A 23,078-nucleotide genomic window follows, 5' to 3' on the forward strand; every position below is an offset into this window, starting at 1 on the left:
AATTATATGTAATGGATTGCTAAGTAGCACTGAGGGGGAAGCAATAATGGAGAGAAGCTTATCTATGGAGCTGGTGCGCGTAACGGAAGGGGCCGCATTAGCCTCCGCACGCTGGATGGGAAGAGGAAAGAAGGATGAAGCGGACGATGCTGCGACATCGGCTATGCGGGATGTGTTTGATACCGTTCCGATGAAAGGCACAGTTGTCATCGGAGAAGGCGAGATGGACGAAGCGCCGATGCTGTACATTGGCGAAAAACTTGGTACAGGCTTTGGCCCTCGTGTGGATGTAGCCGTTGACCCTTTGGAAGGGACGAACATTGTTGCTTCGGGAGGATGGAATGCTTTAGCAGTACTTGCGATCGCTGATAATGGCAACCTTCTTCATGCTCCGGATATGTACATGGATAAGATTGCGGTTGGCCCTGAGTCAGTGGGTCAAATTGATATTAACGCTTCCGTTTTGGACAACCTGAAAGCAGTCGCTAAGGCAAAGAATAAAGATATCCAGGATGTTGTAGCGACCGTGTTGCACCGAGAACGCCACGCACAGATTATCCATGAACTTCGTGAAGCAGGAGCACGGATTAAATTGATTAATGACGGGGATGTGGCCGGGGCAATCAACACGGCCTTCGACCAAACCGGCGTGGATATTTTATTCGGCACCGGCGGAGCGCCTGAAGGGGTAATCGCCGCTGTAGCGCTAAAATGTCTGGGCGGGGAGATTCAGGGTAAACTTCTGCCGCAAAATGACCAGGAAACCGAGCGCTGTAATAAAATGGGCATTGATTTGAACAGCATACTAAGAATGGAAGACCTTGTTCGTGGAGATGATGCCATTTTTGCCGCGACCGGAGTAACAGACGGAGAATTATTAAAGGGAGTCCAGTTTAAAGAGAATTATGGGCTAACGCATTCCCTTGTTATGCGAGCAAAGTCTGGCACCGTCCGCTTCATTGAAGGCCGCCACAGCTTGAAGAAAAAGCCAAACCTGGTTATGAAATAATCCCAGAACTCGCAAAAAGCGGGCGATTACTTCGCTCGTTTTCTTTATCTTTTAAATTTATGGTTGAATATTTACGACAAAGAAAGTAAAATTAAGCTTGTTTTAAGAATATAAAGAGAGATCATTCTGCAATTACTACTCCAAATCTTCACGGAAGCCTTCAACTATTTCTTCTTTACCCTAAGAATGTATCATCCCTATCTGTTCAATTAAATAAAGAGTGGTGTCATAATGAATTTAACTATTACCAATCTAGAAAACATGAAATTGAAGGATCTATATGAGCACGCGCGCGAATATAAAGTATCCTATTACAGCAAACTCTCCAAAAAGGAACTTATTTTTGCGATTTTAAAAGCGCAGGCAGAACAAGACGGACTGCTCTTTATGGAGGGAGTGCTGGAAATCATTCCATCCGAAGGCTTCGGGTTCCTGCGTCCGATTAACTATTCTCCAAGCTCCGAGGATATTTACATCTCAGCTTCACAAATCCGCAGATTCGATCTCCGAAACGGCGACAAGGTCTCAGGCAAAGTAAGACCGCCTAAAGAAAACGAACGATATTACGGATTGCTGCATGTGGAAGCCGTGAATGGGGATAACCCTGAATCAGCGAAGGAGCGGGTTCACTTTCCAGGCTTAACTGCTTTATATCCTGTCAGGCAGATAAAATTGGAAACTGAGCCGAAAAATCTATCTACCCGGATTATGGATGTCTTAGCCCCTGTCGGCTTTGGACAGCGCGGCTTGGTCGTTGCCCCGCCAAAAGCAGGGAAAACGATGCTAATCAAGGAGATTGCCAACTCGATTACAACGAACCATCCCGAAGCAGAGCTTATCGTTCTGTTGATCGATGAACGTCCGGAAGAAGTAACGGATATCGAACGATCCGTTGCCGGTGATGTGGTCAGCTCCACGTTTGATGAAGTACCGGAAAATCATATTAAAGTGGCCGAGCTAGTGCTAGAGAGAGCGATGCGCCTCGTTGAGCATAAACGGGATGTCATTATCCTGATGGATAGCATCACCCGTCTGGCCCGGGCTTACAACCTCGTGATTCCGCCAAGTGGAAGAACGCTTTCCGGTGGAATTGACCCAGCCGCGTTCCACAGGCCGAAACGGTTCTTTGGGGCAGCGAGGAATATTGAAGAAGGTGGGAGCTTGACAATTCTTGCTACTGCGCTTGTCGATACTGGTTCTCGTATGGACGATGTCATTTACGAGGAATTTAAAGGGACAGGCAACATGGAGCTTCACCTTGATCGCTCATTGGCCGAGCGGCGCATTTTCCCTGCCATCGATATTAGACGTTCAGGTACCCGTAAAGAAGAACTGCTTATTCCTAAAGACCATCTTGATAAGCTCTGGGCAATCCGTAAAACGATGTCGGATACCCCTGACTTTGTGGAGAAATTCCTTCGCCGGTTAAAGCAAACCAAGGGAAATGAAGAGTTTTTCGCGAAGCTGGAAGAGGAAATGAAAAAGGGAGCAACTTCTGTAAAACGCTCTAACAATATCTAACATGCAGTTGCAAAACCGTTCATTACTTGCTATAATAAAGTCAATGTGTGTTTACAATATATGTGAGAGATTGTTTCTCACCTTGAAGTATATAACTCTGTTTCGAATGATTCAGGGCAGAAGGAGCTGAAAAGAATGAAAGCTGGAATTCATCCGGAATACAAAAAGATAACTGTTACATGTTCTTGTGGTAACGTTTTTGAAACTGGTTCTGTAAAAAATGAAGTGCGCGTTGAGACTTGCTCTGAATGCCACCCATTCTATACTGGCCGTCAAAAATTCGCTGAAGCAGGCGGACGTGTTGATCGATTCAATAAAAAATACGGCATGAAGTAAGTTGATGAAACTTCCATCTATGGATGGGAGTTTTATTACTGCTCTAGAACTTAGAAACAGGCAAGTACTTTTTTCTTGCCTGTTTTTTTTAATGAAAGATAACGCTGTTTTTACATAAATGACACGCGGTTTATGTGATTTGCTTCTCTGTTGTTGGGGGAATTGAAAAGTCCTGGTATAATTTTTGCTATAGGCGATCCTTTGAAATGGAAGGATCGAATGTCGAAGGGAGAGGCAGTTTCAATGTACGAAATGAAACAATCAGGCTGGATAGAACTTATTTGTGGCAGCATGTTTTCCGGGAAGTCCGAGGAATTGATTAAAAGGGTGAACCGTGCTCAATTTGCCAAGCAGAATATAGCTATTTTTAAGCCTGCTTTAGATAACCGCTACGCGGAAGAGGCTGTTGTATCACATAATGGCACGTCGGTCATCGCAAAACCGATATCGCATTCTACGGAGATTTTTAAAAACCTTGATGACAAGTTAGATATCATTGCGATCGATGAAGTACAATTCTTCGATGAGGAAATTGTAGAAGTTGCCCAGCATCTTGCGGACAGTGGTTATCGTGTCATCCTGGCTGGCCTTGACCAAGACTTCCGTGGTGAACCATTTGGCCCCGTACCTTTTCTGATGTCATTGGCTGAATCCGTCACAAAGCTGCAAGCTGTTTGTGCCGTTTGCGGCTCGGCGGCAAGCAGAACACAAAGGTTAATCAACGGAGCCCCGGCATCATTCCATGACCCTGTCATACTCGTGGGGGCTTCAGAATCTTATGAGGCCCGCTGTCGGCACCATCATGAGGTTCCGGGAAAAAAAGAAGTCATTAAAGAAAAAGGTATAAAATTATCTGAAATATAATTTATTTCGCTGCTGAAGACTTTGTCTTGAGCAGTTTTTTGTTTTATCATCGAAATTGAAGATTTATCTCCGAAATATAGGATATATCATCGAAACTCAGGATATATCACCGAAATACAGAATATATCATCGAAACTCAGGATATATCACCGAAATCTGATATATCATCGAAATACAGAATATATCACCGAAATCTGATAAATCATCGAAATTCAGAATATACCACCGAAATCTGATAAATCATCGAAATACAGAATATACCACAAAAATTACTTCTGCTTCTGCCGCTGACATTCTTGAAAGATTCCATTTGAATAGGGAAAGCTAATGTCAGGAGGTGTGATTAGTATGAAAAAAGGATTTATATTTTTCGTAACGGTCTTATTAGCGATCATGACAGGATGCGGCGTAAACGAAGACAGGGATTCCACATATGAAGGTGAATCAAGAGACGGGACAACGCTCATTTCCAACAAGCCGGGCAAATCAGTAAATAATAGGGGTGATGCGGCTGAACAGCCTTCTGATCAGCTGTTAAACTCTCCCGGAAGCAATTCCAATATTACGCCTACTACCGGATCCGAAGTGAAAAAAGCTAGAGCTGTAGTTGAAGAAAATACAGATTTTGAAGCAGGGGCTGTCTGGCTAAAGGGCAAAACATTGAGTGTCACGATTCATGAACGGGCAGAATTTCACTCGAATGAAGAAAGAAACCGGGAAAAGGAACGGGTGAGGGAGCTTCTAAAACAAGCGCTTCCTAGGTACAATATTGAAGTGAACATGAAAACGGATAAGGATTGATACTTGAATCTCTTTGACGTTCATTATTCACCTATACTATAATGAACATGCTATAGATAACTATATTCGTTTTTGCGTAATGAATGTATGAGGTGAATAATGTGTTAGATCGACTGCAGGCTGTTGAAGATAGATATGAAAGATTGAACGAATTATTAAGCGACCCGGAAATCATTAACGACTCCAAAAAGCTGAGAGAGTACTCCAAGGAGCAATCGGATATCCAGGAAACGGCTCAAACGTATAAGGAATATAAGGAAGTGCGTGAGCAGCACCAAGACGCTAAAGCCATGCTTGAAGAGAAGCTCGATGCGGACATGCGCGAGATGGTCAAGGAAGAATTGAATGAGCTTGAGGGAAATATGCATTCGCTGGAAGAAAAGCTGAAGGTTCTCCTCATTCCCAAAGACCCGAATGATGATAAAAACGTAATCATGGAGGTTCGCGGAGCGGCCGGGGGCGACGAGGCTGCACTTTTTGCAGGAAGTCTGTATCGTATGTACAGTCGTTATGCAGAAACTCAAGGGTGGAAAATCGATGTCATGGATTCAAACCCAACGGGACTGGGCGGCTTTAAAGAAATTATTTTCATGATCAACGGCAAGGGTGCCTACTCCAAATTAAAGTTCGAAAATGGCGCACACCGCGTTCAGCGTGTACCGGAAACTGAGTCCGGCGGCCGGATCCATACTTCCACGGCAACAGTCGCTGTGCTTCCGGAAGCGGAAGAAGTAGAAGTAGAAATCCATGAAAAAGATATCCGCGTTGATACCTTTGCTTCCAGTGGACCGGGCGGGCAAAGTGTAAATACAACCATGTCTGCTGTCCGCCTGACACATCTACCGACCGGAACGGTTGTATCGATTCAGGATGAAAAATCACAGATCAAAAACAAAGAAAAAGCAATGAAGATTCTGCGTGCCCGTGTTTATGATAAATTCCAGCAGGAAGCCCAGGCTGAATATGACCAGACCAGAAAGCTTGCTGTCGGGACAGGGGATCGCTCAGAACGGATTCGAACGTATAACTTCCCGCAGAACCGTGTGACTGACCACCGCATTGGGCTGACGATCCAGAAGCTGGATCAAATTATCGAAGGAAAGCTGGATGAAATTATTGATAATCTTATCTTAGAGGATCAATCCTCCAGGCTTCAAAACGCGGATGACTAAAGTATATGAAGCCCTAAAGTGGGCTTCTTCTTTTTTAATAGCCAACGACAGAGATGAGAATGCAGGGGAGATTCTGTTAAAGCATCTGATGAATATGAGCCGGTCGCAGCTGTTGGCTAATTTTCAAACAACCCTCCCCGAACGGATTGCGGAAGAATTCAAAAGAGCCGTTGAGCTTCATGTCTCTGGAACCCCTGTTCAGTATATTATCGGAGCAGAGGAATTTTACGGGCGTACGTTTGCGGTCAATAAAGAAGTGCTCATTCCCCGACCGGAAACAGAAGAATTAATTGAGCACACGCTCAGGAAGATTTCAAAACGATTCCGCGAAAAATCGGGGTTAGCATTGATTGATATAGGAACGGGAAGCGGAGCAATTGCGATTACGATGAAGCTTGAAGTACCAGATTTGACTGTCATTGCAACGGATATTGCGGAGTGCTCTCTCAACGTTGCCCGAGACAATGCAAAAGTACTCGAAGCAGACGTTACTTTCATGCAGGCAGACTTGCTGCAGCCTTTTTTAGAAAGGGGAGAAAAGTTTGATATCATTTTATCTAATCCTCCCTATATCCCGCTTTCTGATCAGGAAACGATGTCAGTTGTTGTTACCGGGCATGAACCGCACCGGGCTTTATTTGCCGGGACGGACGGGCTTGATTTTTACCGCCGTTTCATGAATGAACTGCCCCAGGTTATCAATCGGCCTGGATTGGTGGGCTTTGAGATAGGAGCAGGGCAGGGAAAAGCTGTGGCCGACATGCTGCAACAGACTTTTCCAAATGCTGCTGTATCGATAGAGTTGGATATCAACGGCAAAGACCGGATGGTTTTTGCGGAATTATGATAATCAAAGGATTTGGCTTTTACGGGCCGAATCCTTTTTATTTTGTCCTTCTTCCAAAAAAATATTTTTACTAGTTTAAGATACAGGCAAACTGGCGAGACTGTTCTTGTGAAGGGGAGGAGAAATGATATGAAATATAAAAAGCATTTATCCATTGCTTATCTACTAATCTTAACAATCGGTACGATTTTAAGTATATATATGCCTAAGGTTGAAAGTGCTACTAAGTCAGAAGAGACAGTGGTTATCCCTAAAGAAGCTATTCGACTTCGCATTCTCGCAAACAGTGATACTAAAGCCGATCAAGATGTCAAAAGACTGATTAGAGATGAAGTCAATCAAAATATCACTGGTTGGGTGGAAGAATTGACCTCATTAGAAGAAGCAAAAAGAGTCATCCAGTCACAATTGCCGGAAATCCAGAAAACGGCGGAACAAATTGTGGATAAACAGGGTTTGGATCAGAAGGTGAACGTTCATTTTGGAAAAGCGAAATTTCCGACAAAGCTGTACGGGCAATTTCTTTATCCCGCAGGTGAATACGAGGCAATTGTCATCACTCTTGGAGAAGGGGAAGGAGCTAATTGGTGGTGTGTATTGTTCCCGCCACTCTGCTTTCTTGATTTCTCAAACGGAACGGCCGTAAGCCAAAGCCCTTATGAGGAGGAGAATCCGAATGAAAAACAGTCAAATGGAGAAGAGAGAGAAACTGGTCAAACAGATGAAGCAAAGGGTAAGCCGGAGCAAAAAGTTACAGGAGAAAAGCGGGAAGAAACAGGCGATAACATTGAAAGTAATGAACAGATGTACGTAAGCCAAGATGAATCTCCTGTTGTAGTTAAGTCGTTCTTTGCTGAATTATTTGAAGATGTTTTTTAATAGTCGGGTAACAAAGCTGTCATCGGGATATGATGGCTTTTCCTTTTTGAAATACTTTCTTACATAATACTGTTGATTTTTGGAACAATGCCCTTTAACATAGCGTTTTTAAAAATTATCAACAACTTACCCACAATTACTTGCTCAGAAAAGAGTTCTAGTTATTTTGCTCGTTCATATACCTATTACTAGAGAAAATAGACGCATGAAAAATAGGGAGATGATAGGTTATGATAACAAACTTTCAACAAGCGGAAGAAAAGGATATTCTTGAGCTGGAGCAATTTTTAACAAACGCAAATGTGAGTGCGGAAGGGATAAGGCCTCATTTTGACTATTATTTGCTGGCCCGCGATACGGCAGGGAAAATGATAGCAACAGTCGGACTCGAGCCTATGAAAAACATCGGACTGCTCAGGTCGTTTGTTTTTGATCCATCATTTTCGCACGAAAACATTCCGGCATTGCTGCAACAGATTTTGCTTATTGCGAAAAACCAGAATCTTCACAGCGTTTACTTGGCCACAAATAAACAAAGCTCACTATCTTTATTCGAAGCGCTCGGCTTTAGACAGATAGAACCGGAGGAGCTTCCGGCTGTTTTTTACGCTTCTGAGCATGGAAAACAGCTTGCGGGTATGGATAACTGCCGCTTCATGTATCGTCCCTTATAGTTAAAACAATAAACATATCCACAAAGTTATCCACAATTATAATGAATTTATCCACAAATTGTGGATAAAAACTTGTTTTCTCTATTTTCTTCTTTTATACTTTCAAAGTACCATTTAGCCCAAAATGATGTTTTTATGATTATATTAGGGTTCTGAATAACTAGAATGGGAAATTGAATTGAAGGTGTTAACATGAAAACGAAGTATTGGAAAGTGGATAACTCTGTGGATGATTTAATCGATTATCCCCAAATCAGAAAATCTGCACAGTTATTAATAGAAAATGAAGTAGTCGCATTTCCAACAGAAACGGTATATGGACTTGGCGCCAACGCAAAAAGCGATGAAGCGGTGAATAAAATTTTCATTGCAAAGGGACGTCCGACTGATAATCCGTTAATTGTCCACATAGCATCCCGCGAGCAGCTTGATGGGATGGTAATGGAAATTCCCGAGGCGGCCGAAAGATTAATGGACGCATTTTGGCCAGGCCCGCTTACCCTGATTTTTAAGGAAAAGCCAGGTCAATTATCACAGCTTGTGACAGCCGGTCTCAATACAGTTGCGGTCAGAATGCCGGATCATCCGATTGCCCTCGCCCTTATTGAGCAAAGCGGCCTGCCTATCGCGGCCCCTAGTGCCAACACATCCGGAAAACCAAGCCCGACAACCGCCGAGCATGTGAAGGATGATTTATCAGGAAAAATCGCTGCGATCGTGGATGGAGGAGCAACGGGAGTAGGAGTGGAATCGACCGTGCTTGATTGTACAGAGAACACCCCGGTAATCCTTCGTCCCGGCGGTTTGCCTCGGGAAGAAATTGAAGCGGTTATTGGCAAAGTCAAGGTGGATGCTGCCATGAAAAATAAGACAGCAGTCCCGAAATCTCCCGGCATGAAATATACCCATTATGCACCAAAGGCCACATTTATCCTGGTGGATGGGGACCTGCCCTTTCTGCAAGGTTTGATTGATGAAAAGAAATCACAGAGCTTAAACGTAGGGGTGTTTGCGGCAAAAGAGCATGAAGCGGAGCTCAAAGCGGATTATATTTTAGCACCCGGTACTTCTAATGATTTACACAGCGTTGCTGCAGGTTTATATGACACTTTACGCAAATTCGATGAACTCGGGGTAGATATCATTTTTGGCGAGGTTTTTCCGGAAACCGGCATCGGTGAAGCAATCATGAACAGGCTGCTAAAGGCGGCCGGACAACAATTGATTAAGCAAGTTTAAAGGGCGACGGTAAGTCGCCTTTCTTTTACGGTTAGAAAAGTTTAATCATCCGGCTCTGCTTGAATCGTCCTGCATGAAGACTGAAGAAATTTAATCGATGGCCATTATTTTGTTTTAGGCTGTGTTAAATTTTAATGCTGATAATTTAACAAAAATAGGGGAAACCGTTGTAGTCGGTTTTCTAATAATCACAGTTATCCCTTACGACTTCTGTTCGCTCGAAATTCTATACCATAATAGACTACACCTATGAGAAATAAAATATTAGATAGCATTAAAACAATTCCATTCCAATTCCCATCAAAAAGTGTAACGTTAATTAGAGTAATAGTGTGCATTAAAGCTATAACAACAAACAAAATAGTAAAAGTTTTCAAATGACATACACCTCCTGTTAAGTACCCATATAATTAATTATAACAATGTTTATTTAATATTCCGATTACCTTATTAAGTAGCACTACACAACGAATTTTGACAGACTATCATAAGTATCTATCATTTCAAATACAAATGATGTTAATAAAAATTCTTTGATATTCTGTTTGGTACTCACATTGCTACGACTATCCACGAATAAGAACCAAGCAAGGTAATTGTCGGGATACTTTGTAGCGACACCTTTAAAACGGTCCATCTATTGTTTTAATCGAGAATGTAGTCCGTTGACATTTTGGATGTGTTACAGATCCTTGATAACGTGTTTTCCAGCGTTTGATTTAATACGGCAATGTTCTATTTCTTTTTCTTTCGCATACGTTTTATAGGCTTTCCAAGCATATGTAACAAGTACATTTTAGAGCCAATCAACTTATCAACCTTAGTTTTCACAACACGCCCCATACAATCAATCTTTGAAACAGTTGCTTTGGTGCGGTCTCTGGCAACAAGAACACATACTTGTTCGTGACTTATCCCTCTGTGTTTGGATTTCCCACCACGTTTACGAGGTTTACGTTCTGTAATACCCCGCTTTCCTTTTTCAGAGTATAGAAAATAGGTCTCGTCAACTTCAACGATACCTTTAAAATTGTTCAAATACTGTTTATTTAGGTATTTATCCTTTTTGATGGTTATATTTCACAAGGAAAATTAGATATTTCAGCAGTTCACAGAGCCACTTCTATTTCCAAATGGACATGCATAACATGAATGGAACACGTCCACGGGAAGGAAGGTTTTATACATGGCTGGAGAATTGCTTACATTAATGCTCATGGCGTTTGCGCTAGGAATGGATGCCTTTTCTGTCGGATTGGGGATGGGAATGTTTAAGCTTCGGCTTAGGCAGATCTTTATCATTGGTTTGACAGTCGGGTTTTTTCATATTTGGATGCCTTTGCTAGGTATTTTAACGGGCCGCTTTCTATCAGTCCAGTTCGGAACATATGCTATTTACGCCGGCGGTATGTTGCTATTGATACTCGGTCTGCAAATGTTTATTTCAGGGATTAGGAATGGTGAAGGTTCGTTGCTTGCGCCAGTCGGCATCGGCCTGTTTATCTTTGCCTTGAGCGTAAGCTTGGATAGTTTTTCAGTCGGCTTGACACTGGGCATTTATGGAGCAAAAACGGCAGTGGCGCTTATTTGCTTTGGCTTTGCAGCGACTGTTCTTACGTGGCTTGGACTTTTGTTCGGTCGAAGGGTACAAGGGCTTCTGGGTGTTTACAGCGAGGTACTGGGCGGGAGTATCCTCTTCGCATTCGGGTTAAAGCTGCTATTTACCGTCTGATTTTAAGCCCCCTTTGATAGGGGTTTTTATTTTTGGGATTTTTCGCGGGAATTGTCAAACTTTTGAAAGAATTTAACTGAATTTGTCAAGCTCAGACGTGCTATGTTTAAATGGGGGAATATGTTAAATAGCAGGCTTTGGCTTATAATAGCAGAAAGGAGGCGGATATCATGATAAGAGTTTTATTTGTTTGTACGGGAAATACATGTAGGAGCCCGATGGCAGAGGCGATATTGAGAAGCAAGAAGATACCCGGCATCGAAGTGAAATCAGCGGGTGTATTTGCGGCTGCTGGTCAGGGCGCCTCTCCATACGCAAAGGATGTTTTAACTGAAAATTCGATTGCACACAATCACATATCGACCCCTTTAACGGAACGGGAAGTTAATTGGGCTACACATATATTTACGATGACAGAGTCACATAAATGGATGATCATGGATTCGTATCCGAGCGCTATGGATAAAACTTTTACCTTAAAAGAATTTATTTTTGCCGATATAAAAGATAGAGATGTTTCCGATCCATTTGGAGGATCACAAAACATATACAATGAAACCTTCCGGGAGCTTTCCGATTTGATCGACCAGTTAATCGATAAGCTTAGATTTTATGGAAGGTGATAGGGGGAAATTGCCGTGGGGGAAAAAAAGACATACAAATTAGGATTGCGAAAAAAGTTGATCATTCTTAGCACGACTCTTGCGCTTATTACGTATTCAACGAGCTACTTGTTTATTTATGTTCTCTATCCTTTATTTTTTGAAGAAATGAGTGAAGCTTTGTTTACGGCCATCACGCTTTCGTTAGGAATCGTCTGGTCCGCGATCCTGACCTTCTTCGCTGCAGGATTAATTATTAAACCATTGCAAAAGCTTGAGAGAGTTGCTTTGGAAGCAGCGGACGGAAATATTAAAGTGAATGTTGAAGTATCAAATTCGGATGACGAAATTCGTTCCCTTGGCATTGCTTTTAACCATATGCTTCGTAATTTAAGAGGGATGGTGCAGAGCATTGAAGAGAACTTCCGGGAAACGAATGAAAAAGTAATCTCTATTTCAAATGCCTCTTCATTGGCTGCGGAACAAGCGGAAAGTATTGCGCGAACGGTTGAGGAAATATCACTGGGTGCAGATAATTCAGCGGTTTCGATTCAAAATACGGCCGAATCGGTGGAAGATGTCATCATGATTGCAAAAGAAGTCCAGATGAAAGCAAACGCTTCTGCCGATACGTCACATGAAATGGTTGCCGAGCTTGAAAAAAGTAAGGATGTCATTAATTCGTTAGTTAGTGGAATCCATCAGTTGGCTGAAGAAAATCAGCATTCTTTGCAAGCGGTCAAAGGGCTGGAAGAGAACGCGAAAAAGATTGAACAAATCATTCAACTGGTTGGCGATATCGCTGCGCAGACGAATTTGCTCGCCCTCAATGCTTCGATTGAAGCAGCCCGAGCTGGAGAACATGGTAAAGGTTTTGCGGTAGTCGCTGAGGAAGTTCGAATGCTTGCTGATCAAAGCGCACAGGCGGTACAAGGCATTTCCTCGCTCATCCAAAACATTCAGACAGATGTGCAGAGTGTTGTAAAACAAATCAGTGAACAGGTGGACAGCGCTAATAAGGAAGCGCAAAAAGGCAATGAAACAAACACCGCTATTGAGAAAATGACAAAGGCCGTTCACAAAGTAGCTGGGGCAGTTCAGGATATTACAGGATTAGTCGACCGGCAAATGGACAGCATCCAGATGACCGCACGCCAATCACAGGAAGTAGCCGCGATCGCAGAGGAAACATCTGCGGGTGCAGAAGAAGTAACGGCTGCGACTCAGGATCAAACTGGGGTCATTGAAGATGTGGACAAACTGGCAGATGAATTAAAAGCGCAAGCTGCCAAATTAAAGCAAACGATCACCCGCTTTCAACTATAAATAACAAAAAAGCTTTGGAAACAAAGCTTTTTTTGATTAGAACATATACACATTCCCGGATCACAAATATGTCCCAAAACTCAAAGGAAATCCGGTTACATATTTGAATTTTCGCTACAAAAATGGGAACTGGCTACAAAACGAAAATTCCAGCTACAAAACCCAAACTTTCGGCTACAAAACTGATCAAACCGGCTACAAAAACGAACTTCTAGCAACAAAAACGGGAACTGGCTACAAAACGAGAATCCCCGCTACAAAACCCAGACTTCCGGCTACAAAACTGACCAAACCGGCTACAAAAACGAAATTCCAGCAACAAAAACAGGAACTGGCTACAAAACGAAGATTCCGGCTACAAAACCCAAACTTCCGGCTACAAAACTGACCAAACCGGCTACAAAAACGAAATTCCAACAACAAAAACAGGAACTGGCTACAAAACGAAGATTCCGGCTACAAAACCCAAACTTCCAGCTACAAAACTGGTCAAACCGGCTACAAAATCGAACTTTCAGCAACAAAAACGGAAACTGGCTACAAAACGAGAATCCCCGCTACAAAACCCAAAGTTTCGGCTACAAAACTGATCAAACCGGCTACAAAAACGGGAACTGGCTACAAAACGAAGATTCCGGCTACAAAACCCAAAGTTTCGGCTACAAAACTGACCAAATCGGCTACAAAAACGAACTTTCAGCAACAAAAACGGGAACTGGCTACAAAACGAAGATTCCGGCTACAAAACCCAAAGTTTCGGCTACAAAACTGACCAAACCGGCTACAAAAACGAAATTCCAGCAACAAAAACAGGAACTGGCTACAAAACGAAGATTGCGGCTACAAAACCCAAACTTCCGGCTATCAAACTAATCAAACCAGCTACCTTAAAAGAATCGCCAATTAGTATCTCCCGGGTTTCCCTTGTTTCAGATTCTTTATCTTTTCCCAATTTTGTGACACAATAATACGATATAAGAATCGGTTAATGAAAAAGGGGGATATAGTATGAAAGTTGCGATTGCTTCCGACCATGGCGGACTCATTATCCGCGAGGAAATCAAGAAACTGATGGATGAACTGGGTATTCAATATGAGGATTTTGGCTGCGAGTGTGATACTTCTGTAGATTATCCTGATTATGCGCTTCCGGTAGCTGAAAAGGTAGCCAAGGGAGAGTTTGACAGAGGCATTTTAATTTGCGGGACGGGAATCGGCATGTCGATTGCGGCTAATAAAGTTAAGGGAGTTCGTTGTGCGCTTGTCCATGATGTGTATAGCGCGAAATTAACACGCCAGCATAATGACAGCAATATCTTGGCAATGGGTGAACGTGTAATCGGACCGGGCCTTGCCAGGGAAATTGCGCAAACCTGGCTGACTTCTGAGTTCGAGGCAGGCCGACATGCGAATCGCATAGGAAAAATAACGGAGTATGAGGCGAAGAACCAATAATTTTTCGGAAAGATCTCGAAAGGAGTTTTTTCATGGAAATGGATGCAAACAGTCTAGCTGAGTGGAAAAGTCAATTTCATTCCCTTTTACGAGAGTTTCAAATAGAAGCCGGGTTAAATGAAAAGAAATTGCTTGTCATCGGCTGCAGCACAAGTGAAGTTGCCGGAGAACGCATCGGTACAGATGGATCATTGGAAGTCGGCCGAATGTTATACGAAGAATTAATAGGGTTTCAACATGCTACGGGAGTGCAAATCGCTTTTCAATGCTGCGAGCATGTAAACCGGGCATTAGTGATACCGAGAGATATTGCTGGAAGTCGAGGCTATGAGGAAGTTTCGGTTATTCCTGTACGGACAGCAGGAGGGGCTATGGCCGCCTATGCTTATAATCATATGGAAGATGCGATCGTAGTCGAGCATATAAAAGCGGATGCCGGGATTGATATAGGAGATACTTTTATCGGCATGCATCTTAAACATGTGGTGGTTCCAATCAGATGCACCGTGAAAGAGATTGGGCATGCCCATGTGACAATGGCGAAAACACGGCCGAAATTGATAGGTGGTGCGCGAGCGGTCTATGAAAAAGGAAAGGATAATGAAAGCTGTACCTAAAGGGACCAACTTTTGAAAGTGGGAAGAACTTCGACGCGATTGGTTTTACCTGAAATTCAAAAACGGCAGTCTGACAACTGGGTTTGTTACCGGCCGTTTTTCTATCTTTTTGGGTCGAAATATAGAATAAAAGTATTTTAGAAAAGCAATATTACGCTAAAAGACGAACGTTCAAACAAGTCATTCTTAAAATGTTCGAAAAAATTAGTATTCAGACTATGCCTCTTACGATGAACGTGTTAAAATAGAGAAGAATTTTTGGAGGATTTCCAAATGCAAAATATACATAAAAACAAATAAATTTATGATCAAGAGGAGGATTTCCATGGACCGTTTAGCAAAACAGGATGAACAAGTTTTTAAAGCGATTCAACAAGAATTGGGGCGTCAGCGAAGCAAGATTGAATTGATTGCGTCTGAAAACTTTGTAAGTGAAGCTGTTATGGAAGCGCAAGGATCTGTTTTAACGAATAAGTATGCAGAAGGCTATCCAGGCAAGCGTTACTACGGTGGCTGTGAATATGTCGATGTGGTCGAAGATCTCGCCCGTGACCGTGCGAAGAAAATATTTGGGGCAGAACATGTCAATGTACAGCCTCACTCAGGCGCGCAGGCAAATATGGCAGTATACTTCACGATTCTTGAAGCAGGGGATACGGTTCTTGGCATGAATCTGTCGCATGGCGGACATTTAACACACGGCAGCCCGGTTAATTTCAGCGGTGTACAATATAATTTTGTGGAATACGGAGTCGACCAGGAAAAGCAATTGATCGACTATAACGATGTTTTGGAAAAAGCGCGTCAACATAAACCAAAATTGATTGTTGCAGGCGCAAGTGCCTATCCGCGTGAAATCGATTTTAAACGGTTTCGAGAGATTGCCGATGAGGTCGGCGCTTACTTAATGGTCGATATGGCTCACATTGCAGGCTTGGTGGCAACCGGGCATCACCCAAATCCGGTCCCATTTGCCGATTTTGTGACGACTACGACGCATAAAACACTTCGTGGTCCACGCGGCGGAATGATTTTATGTAAAGAAGAATTCGCGAAGAAAATCGATAAATCTATTTTTCCTGGAATCCAGGGTGGCCCATTGATGCATGTCATCGCCGCTAAAGCCGTTGCTTTTGGTGAGGTGCTTCAGAGTGATTTCAAACAATACTCCCAGCAGATTATTGATAACGCCAAACGTCTCGGCGAAGCGTTAACAAAGGAAGGACTGAACCTCGTTTCCGGTGGGACGGATAACCACCTGCTATTATTGGACCTTCGTACGATCAATCTGACAGGCAAGATAGCGGAAGAGGTTTTGGATGAGATCGGGATCACCGTAAACAAAAATACCATTCCTTACGACCCGGAAAGCCCATTCGTTACAAGCGGGATTCGTATCGGAACAGCGGCTGTTACATCACGCGGTTTTGGGTTAGCGGATATGGACGAAATCGCGGCAATCATTGGATTAGTCCTTAAAAACCATGAAGACAAACCAATGCTGGAAGAAGCTAAACAGCGTGTCGAAGCACTTTCAGGCAAATACGAGCTATACCCATCATACTAATCATCAGCCGTTCCCTTATTAGGGGAACGGTTTTTTGGCAGAAAGGAAAGTATAAACTTTCCTTTCTGCACTATGTCTAATCTCTGCCTTACGGCTCGTCAATCGACGAGTTTTCTTTATTTAAGGCTCTGTTAAATTCCATTGTTGATTTTCAAATGGTCATGGAATCTACTCGCTTTCCGCGGACGAACTGGCAAGCCTCCTCACTCGTACCTCGCTGCGGGGTCTTGCCAGCCCGTTTTTCCGCAGGACGTTGAATCATCATCCTTGAATAGACACCGCACGAGAAAATGCGTATGCATTTTCCAGGAGTCTCGCAGATTCCCTTCCCAAAAACAACATTATCGTTTAACAGAGCCTTATTTAAAAAAGGAGAACAATCTCCTTCCTTTCTTATTTCTTTTTCTGTAAAATGAGTAGAAGTCTGATATTGTGCGAATCCGAAAAAATAACAATTAAAAGGAGAGATTCTTTTCATGGCAAAGGTATTTGTGTTTGATCACCCGTTAATTCAACATAAACTAGCTTACATACGAGATATTAAAACAGGTACAAAGGAATTTCGCGAACTGGTGGATGAAGTCGCAACGTTAATGGCTTTTGAAATTACCAGGGATTTGCCGCTTGAGGAAGTGGAAATTGAAACACCAGTTAGAAAAGCAAAAGTTAAAATGCTTTCCGGGAAAAAGCTTGGAGTGATTCCAATCCTGCGAGCGGGAATCGGGATGGTCGATGGCATCCTGAAATTAATACCGGCTGCGAAAGTCGGTCACATCGGTCTTTACCGAGATCCCGAAACATTAAAACCGATAGAATATTATGCCAAGCTCCCTAGCGATGTCGAAGAAAGGGAATTTATCGTCGTTGACCCTATGCTTGCAACAGGGGGATCAGCGATTGAAGCGATACACTCTATTAAAAAACGCGGAGCAAAAAATATTAAATTTATGTGCTTAATTGCCGCCCCTGAAGGTGTGGAGGCATTGAAAGCCGCTCACCCGGATGTGGATATTTACATCGCAGCACTGGATGAGAAGTTGGATGACCACGGCTACATCGTTCCTGGGCTCGGTGACGCCGGTGACAGATTGTTCGGAACGAAGTAACCCCAGCGGAGTCGAATCAAATGACCAAACCGATACAGATAATGACCATCTTCGCGACAAGGTCTGAGGGATTAAAATGGCTCCGTTGGTCGTTTGTAACCAAATAGCACCACTTTCCTAATGCCTCCTTTTTTGCATAGCTTATTTCCGCAGTGAAATCCTATGTAAAAAAGGAGGCGTCATTGTGAAACGAAAAATCATTTTTCTGTTATTGGTATTGTTTTTACTCATCCCAATGTCAGCCCCGCTTGCGGCTGTCCGCATTCCTCCGCTGCCTAAGATAGAGGATCCAGCGAAAAAAATGACGGCTATCGTCGCGTTAAAGCGCCCGGCAGACCAAGCCTCCATCCAATCCCTCGTAAAAAAATATTCTCCATTAAAGATAGGTCACATTTATCAGTACGCTTTATCCGGGTTTTCAGTTACCGGGAAACCGGAAGAAATCGCGAAGCTCAAAAAGGAAAGCCGGATTAGCTATGTATCTCAGGTTTCCTATTATCATGCAGACATAGAAGAAAGTGTCCCTTTTATTGGTGCGGACAAGATCCGTCATTTATTTGATGAAAAGCATCAGCGAATTACGGGAAAGGGAGTCAAGGTTGGCGTGATCGATACCGGAATAGACTATGAGCACCCGGACCTACGGAGATCTTACCATTTTGGGCGTGATCTTGTTGACGGAGATGACGATCCAATGGAGTCAAAGGATCGCGGCGGACCCTTATCCACTGTTCACGGAACGCATGTCGCGGGGATCATTGCGGCAAATGGCAAAATGAAAGGAGTTGCGCCGGAAGCGGAGATTTTTGCTTACCGTGCTCTCGGTCCGGGTGGTGTTGGCAACACAGAGCAAGTTCTCGCTGCGATAGATGCTGCTATCAAAGATAAGGTGGATGTCCTGAATCTCTCATTGGGCAATAATATCAACGGCCCTGACCTGCCCATTTCTCAGGCGTTGAATAAAGCGGTTGATCATGGGATTATTGCTGTCACATCAAATGGAAATTCAGGCCCTGACGTCTGGACGGTCGGATCACCGGGAACAGCTGAGAAAGCGATATCAGTAGGCGCTTCGACCCCGCCGCTTGAAGTTCCATATCTTGTCACAGGCTTAGGCGGGCAGAAACAGAAAATCCGCTTGCTTCCGCTTCAAGGCTCGAAAAAGTGGGACCTCACCTTTTCGTCTTCTATCATTTACGGGGGGCTGGGATATAGCAAGGAATTGCGTAAAGTCAAAGACAAAGTGGTTTTACTTAAACGCGGAAAAATCACTTTTTTAGATAAGCTGAAAAACGCAGAAAGAGCCGGGGCAAAGGCAGTCATTATTTACAATAATACAAAAGGTGAAATCATCGGAGCCATTGAAGAAAAAACAACCATGCGGGCGGTAACGATCAATGAAAAAGAAGGAGAAACATTAAAAAAACAAATTCTTACGAAGAAAGATGATGTTGTACGATTTATATATAAGAAGGAAGAAGATAAATTAGCTGATTTTAGTTCAAGAGGACCGGTTACGGTCAGTTGGGGAATAAAACCGGATATCTTAGCGCCCGGAGTAGCGATAACAAGCACGATTCCTTCTGGATATTTGTCCTTGCAAGGGACGAGCATGGCCGCCCCGCACGTTGCCGGTGCCTGCGCGCTTATTTTGCAAGCCCATCCTGACTGGACGCCGGAACAAGTTAAATCCGCATTGATGTCTACTTCCAAACCTTTACAAAAAGCAGGTCAGGAATTATACCGCACCTATGAACAGGGAGCGGGGCGATTGCAAATCGAACAGGCGGTAAAAGCAGATTCCTTGCTCGTTCCAAGCTCATTATCCTTTGGCATGTATGAAAAAAAGGGGGGTATAGATGAACATGGAGAAAAAGTGGTAGTAGAAAACGATGGAAAAACAATCAAGCATTATTCATTTAACATGCCAAAAAGCGAATATGGCGTTACCTGGGATCTCCCTTCTGCATTTACAGTAAAGCCGGGAGAGAAAAAGCAAATCGCGATCGGCCTCCAAGTCAATCCAAAAGAAATGAAAAAAGGCATCTATGATGGCTATCTTACCCTGATGGAAGGAACCAATCACATCAGTCTGCCATTTTTATATGTGAAGGAAGAGCCGGATTATCCGCGGGTTATGGGCTTTGATTTTGCTGCAGGCGATAAGGAGGGGATGTACCGATATGAAATGTATTTACCTCGAGGGGCGGAGGAATATGGAATTGCTTTATACGAAATGGAGACCCTCCAATTTGCAGGATTCATGGATTGGGGAAGGAATAAGGCAGGTGGAATGATTAAAAAGGAAATTCCCAGGGATAAACTCCCGTCAAAAGGAATCTACAAAGCGGTCATTTATGCGAAGAAATCAGGAAAAGAAGACAGAATCGACACAAGCATTCTAATTGAATAAATCGTGTATGTACGAATCAGCCGGCTTGTCAATCACTTATCGAAAAATAAATGTGAACATTTCGTTAACGATTTCGAAGTTGTGACAAATTTCACTATGGATTCGTTGACATTAATATATGCCTATTGTATGCTAACAAAGGATATAAATGAGAAGGTTTTCATTTTTCCATTTATACATAGTGGAAATGTTTATATCCTCCTACTAATCAACCGCAGGAACCAAAAGTTGAGTCAATCAAATCGTCCTCTTTTGGACTTTATGCAGATTTTTATGCAATTCTCCGCACTGTTCAACAATATATTTCTCGGGAGACTCATTCAAAATATGCCAGAAATGCAGCTAATGTTTAACAGGCATCTTAAATATCTACTTTATCTCCTGGCAATTTGCGTCCTCGGATGGGGATTGACCGATTTCCGGCCTATTTTTGCGGGATTAGCGCTTGGCACGGCTTTCAGCTTTTTTAATTTATGGCTGATCATGCGGAGAATGTACGCGTTTAATGCAGCTATCAGCTCGGGGGGGAAGTTCAGGTCATTAGGGACGATGTCCAGGATGGCGTCTGCTGCCCTTGCTGCGATTATTGCGCTCGCATATCCCCAACAATTCAATTTAATCAGTGTGGTGCTGGGATTAATGACAGCTTATATTGTCATTGCTATAGATTATCTCATACAGTTAAAACGTCGATAGCGGGGAAGAGAGGTGAATATCGTTGAATCATTTATCACCAACAACTGAATTTATGGGGTTAACCTTTAACCTGAGTAATATTTTAATGATTACTGTCGCAACTGCGGTTGTGTTCTTAATCGCTGTCCTTGGTACCCGAAAGCTTGCGATGGAACCGACGGGCATGCAGAATTTTATGGAATGGGTCATGGATTTTGTTAAAAACATGATAAGCAGTTCGATGGATTGGAAAACGGGTGGACGCTTCCAATTGCTGGGGATGACCTTGCTCATGTATCTATTCGTGTCGAATATGCTGGGGCTTCCATTTGCGGTTGTACACGATCATTATCTATGGTGGAAATCGCCGACAGCCGATCCGGTTGTAACTTTGACTCTCGCAGTTATGGTCATATCTTTAACGCACTATTACGGGATCCAAATGAAAGGCTTCAAGGGTTACCTCAAAGCCTATAAAAACCCGATGACATTAATCGAGGAGTTTTCAAATACGCTGACTCTCGGTTTGCGTTTATACGGTAACATTTACGCAGGTGAAGTTCTGCTTGGTTTATTGGCGGGAACATTGGCTGCAAGTGGTTTCTTTGGATTGATAGGGGCAATCATCCCTTCAATCGTCTGGATGGGATACAGTATTTTCGTAGGGGCCATCCAATCGTTCATTTTCGTTACGTTAACAATGGTTTACCTGGCTCACAAAGTCAGTTCCGACCATTAATATAAGTTCATTATGAACTAAAATAATAAAAAAAATGCAAACAACTTAAGGAGGATATTTATAATGGGTCTTATAGCAGCAGCAATCGCAATTGGTTTAGCAGCACTAGGTGCAGGTATTGGTAACGGTCTTATCGTTTCTAGAACAGTAGAAGGTATCGCTCGCCAGCCAGAAGCTCGCGGCATGCTTCAAACAACAATGTTCATCGGGGTAGGTCTAGTAGAAGCAATGCCTATTATCGCGGTAGTTATCGCGTTCATGGTAGTAGGTCAATAATAGAAGTTTTCACAATTCAAAAATGGCGAAGTGCGTTCCATGTGGCCCTTCGCCATTCCTTTATGTCCATAAATCACAGTATTTCCTATACAGTGTTTAATAAACGTTCGTTATAAGAAGAATTTTACTCGGCGTATTAATAACTTCTGAAGGGAGTGAATGGTGTGTTAACAAATGGTTTAGTATTGGGGGCATCAGCAGGCGGCTTCAATGGTGGAGATATTTTATTCCAGCTTACGATGTTCCTCATTTTGTTAGCGTTACTTAAGAAATATGCATGGGGTCCGTTAATGGGCATCATGACTCAACGTGAAGAACACGTTGCAAACGAAATCAAGGCGGCTGAAGCGAACAGAGCGGAAGCAAGCAAGCATTTAGAAGAACAGCGCGAATTACTAAAACAATCGCGCGTAGAAGCTGGACAACTTATCGAAAACGCAAAAAAACAAGGGGAAGTGCAGCGCGAGGATATTATTATAGCGGCACGTTCTGAAGCCGAACGTTTGAAAGAATCGGCAAAACGTGAAATCGTGCAGGAAAAGGAAAAAGCGGTTACGGCTTTACGCGAGCAAGTTGCTTCCTTATCCGTATTGATTGCTTCCAAAGTTATCGAAAAAGAACTTTCCGAAGCTGATCAGGAAAAACTGATCAATGAGTATATCCAAGAGGCAGGAGAAGAGAGATGAGCGATACATCAGTAGCGAAGCGTTATGCCGTAGCTCTCTTCGAAATAGCCAAAGAGCAAAATCTCCTGGATTCCATTGAGGAAGAGCTCCGGGCAGTTAAAGAAGTATTTTCAACCAACAACGAACTTCAAACCTTCCTACAGCATCCGAAGGTGTCTGCTGAAGCGAAGAGGCAGTTGATTGACGAAGCGTTCGCAAATCTATCAAGCCAGGTGAAGAATACATTATTGTTGATGACGGATCGTCACCGCACAGATGTGATTTCGCAAATGGCCGCCAGTTTTATTGAGCTTGCTAATGAAGAAAACTCGGTGGCTGACGCGTTTGTCTATTCTGTACGCCCGTTAACCGACAATGAACGGGAAGCCGTTTCTTCTGCATTTGCAGCTAAAGTGGGAAAACGAACATTACGAATTGAAAATATTGTAGACCGCAGTGTTCTGGGCGGAATTAAGCTTCGCATCGGCAACCGCATTTTTGACGGAAGCGTAAGCGGCAAGCTTGAACGTCTTGAAAGAGGACTGTTAGGTTAACATTCATTA

The 23,078-nt window shown here is 43.1% G+C and carries 23 protein-coding genes and 1 pseudogene; 23 read left to right on the forward strand and 1 reads right to left on the reverse strand.

Annotation, left to right across the window (positions count from 1 at the left end; translation table 11 throughout):
* Window positions 1–46 precede the first annotated feature (46 nt).
* From glpX to LQ216_RS06455, 10 genes are all read left to right on the forward strand, one after another.
* Window positions 47–1,009, forward strand: a complete 963-nt coding sequence (gene glpX, locus LQ216_RS06410) for a class II fructose-bisphosphatase (RefSeq protein ID WP_230127946.1) — start codon at window positions 47–49, stop codon at window positions 1,007–1,009.
* 228 nt (window positions 1,010–1,237) lie between these two features.
* Window positions 1,238–2,530 carry a transcription termination factor Rho gene (gene rho, locus LQ216_RS06415; RefSeq protein WP_230128297.1) on the forward strand — a complete coding sequence of 431 codons (1,293 nt, stop codon included), beginning with the start codon at window positions 1,238–1,240 and terminating at the stop codon, window positions 2,528–2,530.
* Between the two features lie 135 nt (window positions 2,531–2,665).
* Window positions 2,666–2,866 carry a 50S ribosomal protein L31 gene (rpmE, locus tag LQ216_RS06420; protein ID WP_230127949.1) on the forward strand — a complete coding sequence of 67 codons (201 nt, stop codon included), beginning with the start codon at window positions 2,666–2,668 and terminating at the stop codon, window positions 2,864–2,866.
* A gap of 243 nt (window positions 2,867–3,109) precedes the next feature.
* Window positions 3,110–3,730, forward strand: a complete 621-nt coding sequence (locus tag LQ216_RS06425; RefSeq protein ID WP_230127952.1) for a thymidine kinase — start codon at window positions 3,110–3,112, stop codon at window positions 3,728–3,730.
* Between the two features lie 348 nt (window positions 3,731–4,078).
* Window positions 4,079–4,531, forward strand: a complete 453-nt coding sequence (locus tag LQ216_RS06430) for a hypothetical protein (RefSeq protein ID WP_230127954.1) — start codon at window positions 4,079–4,081, stop codon at window positions 4,529–4,531.
* A 101-nt stretch (window positions 4,532–4,632) separates the two neighbouring features.
* Complete coding sequence (gene prfA, locus LQ216_RS06435) at window positions 4,633–5,703, forward strand: peptide chain release factor 1 (RefSeq protein ID WP_230127957.1); 1,071 nt, start codon at window positions 4,633–4,635, stop codon at window positions 5,701–5,703.
* Window positions 5,696–6,550: a peptide chain release factor N(5)-glutamine methyltransferase gene (gene prmC / locus LQ216_RS06440; RefSeq protein WP_230127960.1), complete on the forward strand. Its 855-nt coding sequence runs from the start codon at window positions 5,696–5,698 to the stop codon at window positions 6,548–6,550. The genes prfA and prmC overlap by 8 nt, the downstream gene beginning before the upstream one ends.
* A gap of 129 nt (window positions 6,551–6,679) precedes the next feature.
* Window positions 6,680–7,429 (forward strand): stage II sporulation protein R, encoded by a 750-nt coding sequence (gene spoIIR / locus LQ216_RS06445; protein ID WP_230127962.1) that lies wholly within the window; start codon window positions 6,680–6,682, stop codon window positions 7,427–7,429.
* Between the two features lie 230 nt (window positions 7,430–7,659).
* Entirely contained in the window at window positions 7,660–8,103 is a 444-nt protein-coding gene (locus LQ216_RS06450; RefSeq protein ID WP_230127965.1) for a hypothetical protein, read from the forward strand.
* A 192-nt stretch (window positions 8,104–8,295) separates the two neighbouring features.
* Window positions 8,296–9,342: an L-threonylcarbamoyladenylate synthase gene (locus LQ216_RS06455; RefSeq protein WP_230127968.1), complete on the forward strand. Its 1,047-nt coding sequence runs from the start codon at window positions 8,296–8,298 to the stop codon at window positions 9,340–9,342.
* Between the two features lie 460 nt (window positions 9,343–9,802).
* Here LQ216_RS06455 and LQ216_RS06460 read toward each other — a convergent pair.
* Window positions 9,803–10,371: pseudogene (locus tag LQ216_RS06460) on the reverse strand (IS1595 family transposase); the annotation flags it as partial.
* Window positions 10,372–10,528: 157 nt separating this feature from the next.
* Here LQ216_RS06460 and LQ216_RS06465 point away from each other — a divergent pair.
* The 13 genes from LQ216_RS06465 (at window position 10,529) to LQ216_RS06525 (ending at window position 23,069) form a co-directional block, all read left to right on the forward strand.
* Entirely contained in the window at window positions 10,529–11,074 is a 546-nt protein-coding gene (locus LQ216_RS06465) for a manganese efflux pump (RefSeq protein WP_230127971.1), read from the forward strand.
* 170 nt (window positions 11,075–11,244) lie between these two features.
* Complete coding sequence (locus tag LQ216_RS06470; RefSeq protein ID WP_230127973.1) at window positions 11,245–11,697, forward strand: low molecular weight protein arginine phosphatase; 453 nt, start codon at window positions 11,245–11,247, stop codon at window positions 11,695–11,697.
* A 15-nt stretch (window positions 11,698–11,712) separates the two neighbouring features.
* Complete coding sequence (locus LQ216_RS06475; RefSeq protein WP_230127976.1) at window positions 11,713–13,002, forward strand: methyl-accepting chemotaxis protein; 1,290 nt, start codon at window positions 11,713–11,715, stop codon at window positions 13,000–13,002.
* A gap of 1,008 nt (window positions 13,003–14,010) precedes the next feature.
* Window positions 14,011–14,457, forward strand: coding sequence for a ribose 5-phosphate isomerase B (rpiB, locus tag LQ216_RS06480; protein ID WP_230127979.1), 447 nt, complete (start codon window positions 14,011–14,013; stop codon window positions 14,455–14,457).
* Between the two features lie 32 nt (window positions 14,458–14,489).
* A complete protein-coding gene (locus LQ216_RS06485; protein WP_230127982.1) occupies window positions 14,490–15,074 on the forward strand; it encodes a TIGR01440 family protein in 585 nt (194 codons plus the stop codon).
* A gap of 325 nt (window positions 15,075–15,399) precedes the next feature.
* Window positions 15,400–16,641: a serine hydroxymethyltransferase gene (gene glyA, locus LQ216_RS06490; RefSeq protein WP_230127985.1), complete on the forward strand. Its 1,242-nt coding sequence runs from the start codon at window positions 15,400–15,402 to the stop codon at window positions 16,639–16,641.
* Window positions 16,642–17,117: 476 nt separating this feature from the next.
* Entirely contained in the window at window positions 17,118–17,747 is a 630-nt protein-coding gene (gene upp / locus LQ216_RS06495; protein ID WP_230127988.1) for a uracil phosphoribosyltransferase, read from the forward strand.
* A 184-nt stretch (window positions 17,748–17,931) separates the two neighbouring features.
* On the forward strand, window positions 17,932–20,160 hold the full coding sequence (locus LQ216_RS06500) for a S8 family serine peptidase (RefSeq protein WP_354958575.1): 2,229 nt from the start codon (window positions 17,932–17,934) through the stop codon (window positions 20,158–20,160).
* Between the two features lie 327 nt (window positions 20,161–20,487).
* A complete protein-coding gene (locus tag LQ216_RS06505) occupies window positions 20,488–20,856 on the forward strand; it encodes an ATP synthase subunit I (RefSeq protein WP_230127992.1) in 369 nt (122 codons plus the stop codon).
* Window positions 20,857–20,878: 22 nt separating this feature from the next.
* Window positions 20,879–21,574, forward strand: coding sequence for a F0F1 ATP synthase subunit A (gene atpB / locus LQ216_RS06510; RefSeq protein ID WP_230127994.1), 696 nt, complete (start codon window positions 20,879–20,881; stop codon window positions 21,572–21,574).
* Between the two features lie 63 nt (window positions 21,575–21,637).
* Window positions 21,638–21,850 (forward strand): F0F1 ATP synthase subunit C, encoded by a 213-nt coding sequence (gene atpE, locus LQ216_RS06515; protein ID WP_117307387.1) that lies wholly within the window; start codon window positions 21,638–21,640, stop codon window positions 21,848–21,850.
* A gap of 164 nt (window positions 21,851–22,014) precedes the next feature.
* On the forward strand, window positions 22,015–22,536 hold the full coding sequence (atpF, locus tag LQ216_RS06520) for a F0F1 ATP synthase subunit B (RefSeq protein WP_230127997.1): 522 nt from the start codon (window positions 22,015–22,017) through the stop codon (window positions 22,534–22,536).
* Window positions 22,533–23,069: a F0F1 ATP synthase subunit delta gene (locus LQ216_RS06525; protein ID WP_230128000.1), complete on the forward strand. Its 537-nt coding sequence runs from the start codon at window positions 22,533–22,535 to the stop codon at window positions 23,067–23,069. The genes atpF and LQ216_RS06525 overlap by 4 nt, the downstream gene beginning before the upstream one ends.
* Window positions 23,070–23,078: the final 9 nt, after the last annotated feature.

The sequence above is a fragment of the Bacillus sp. CECT 9360 genome (assembly GCF_918741275.1).
GTDB lineage: Bacteria > Bacillota > Bacilli > Bacillales > DSM-1321 > Peribacillus.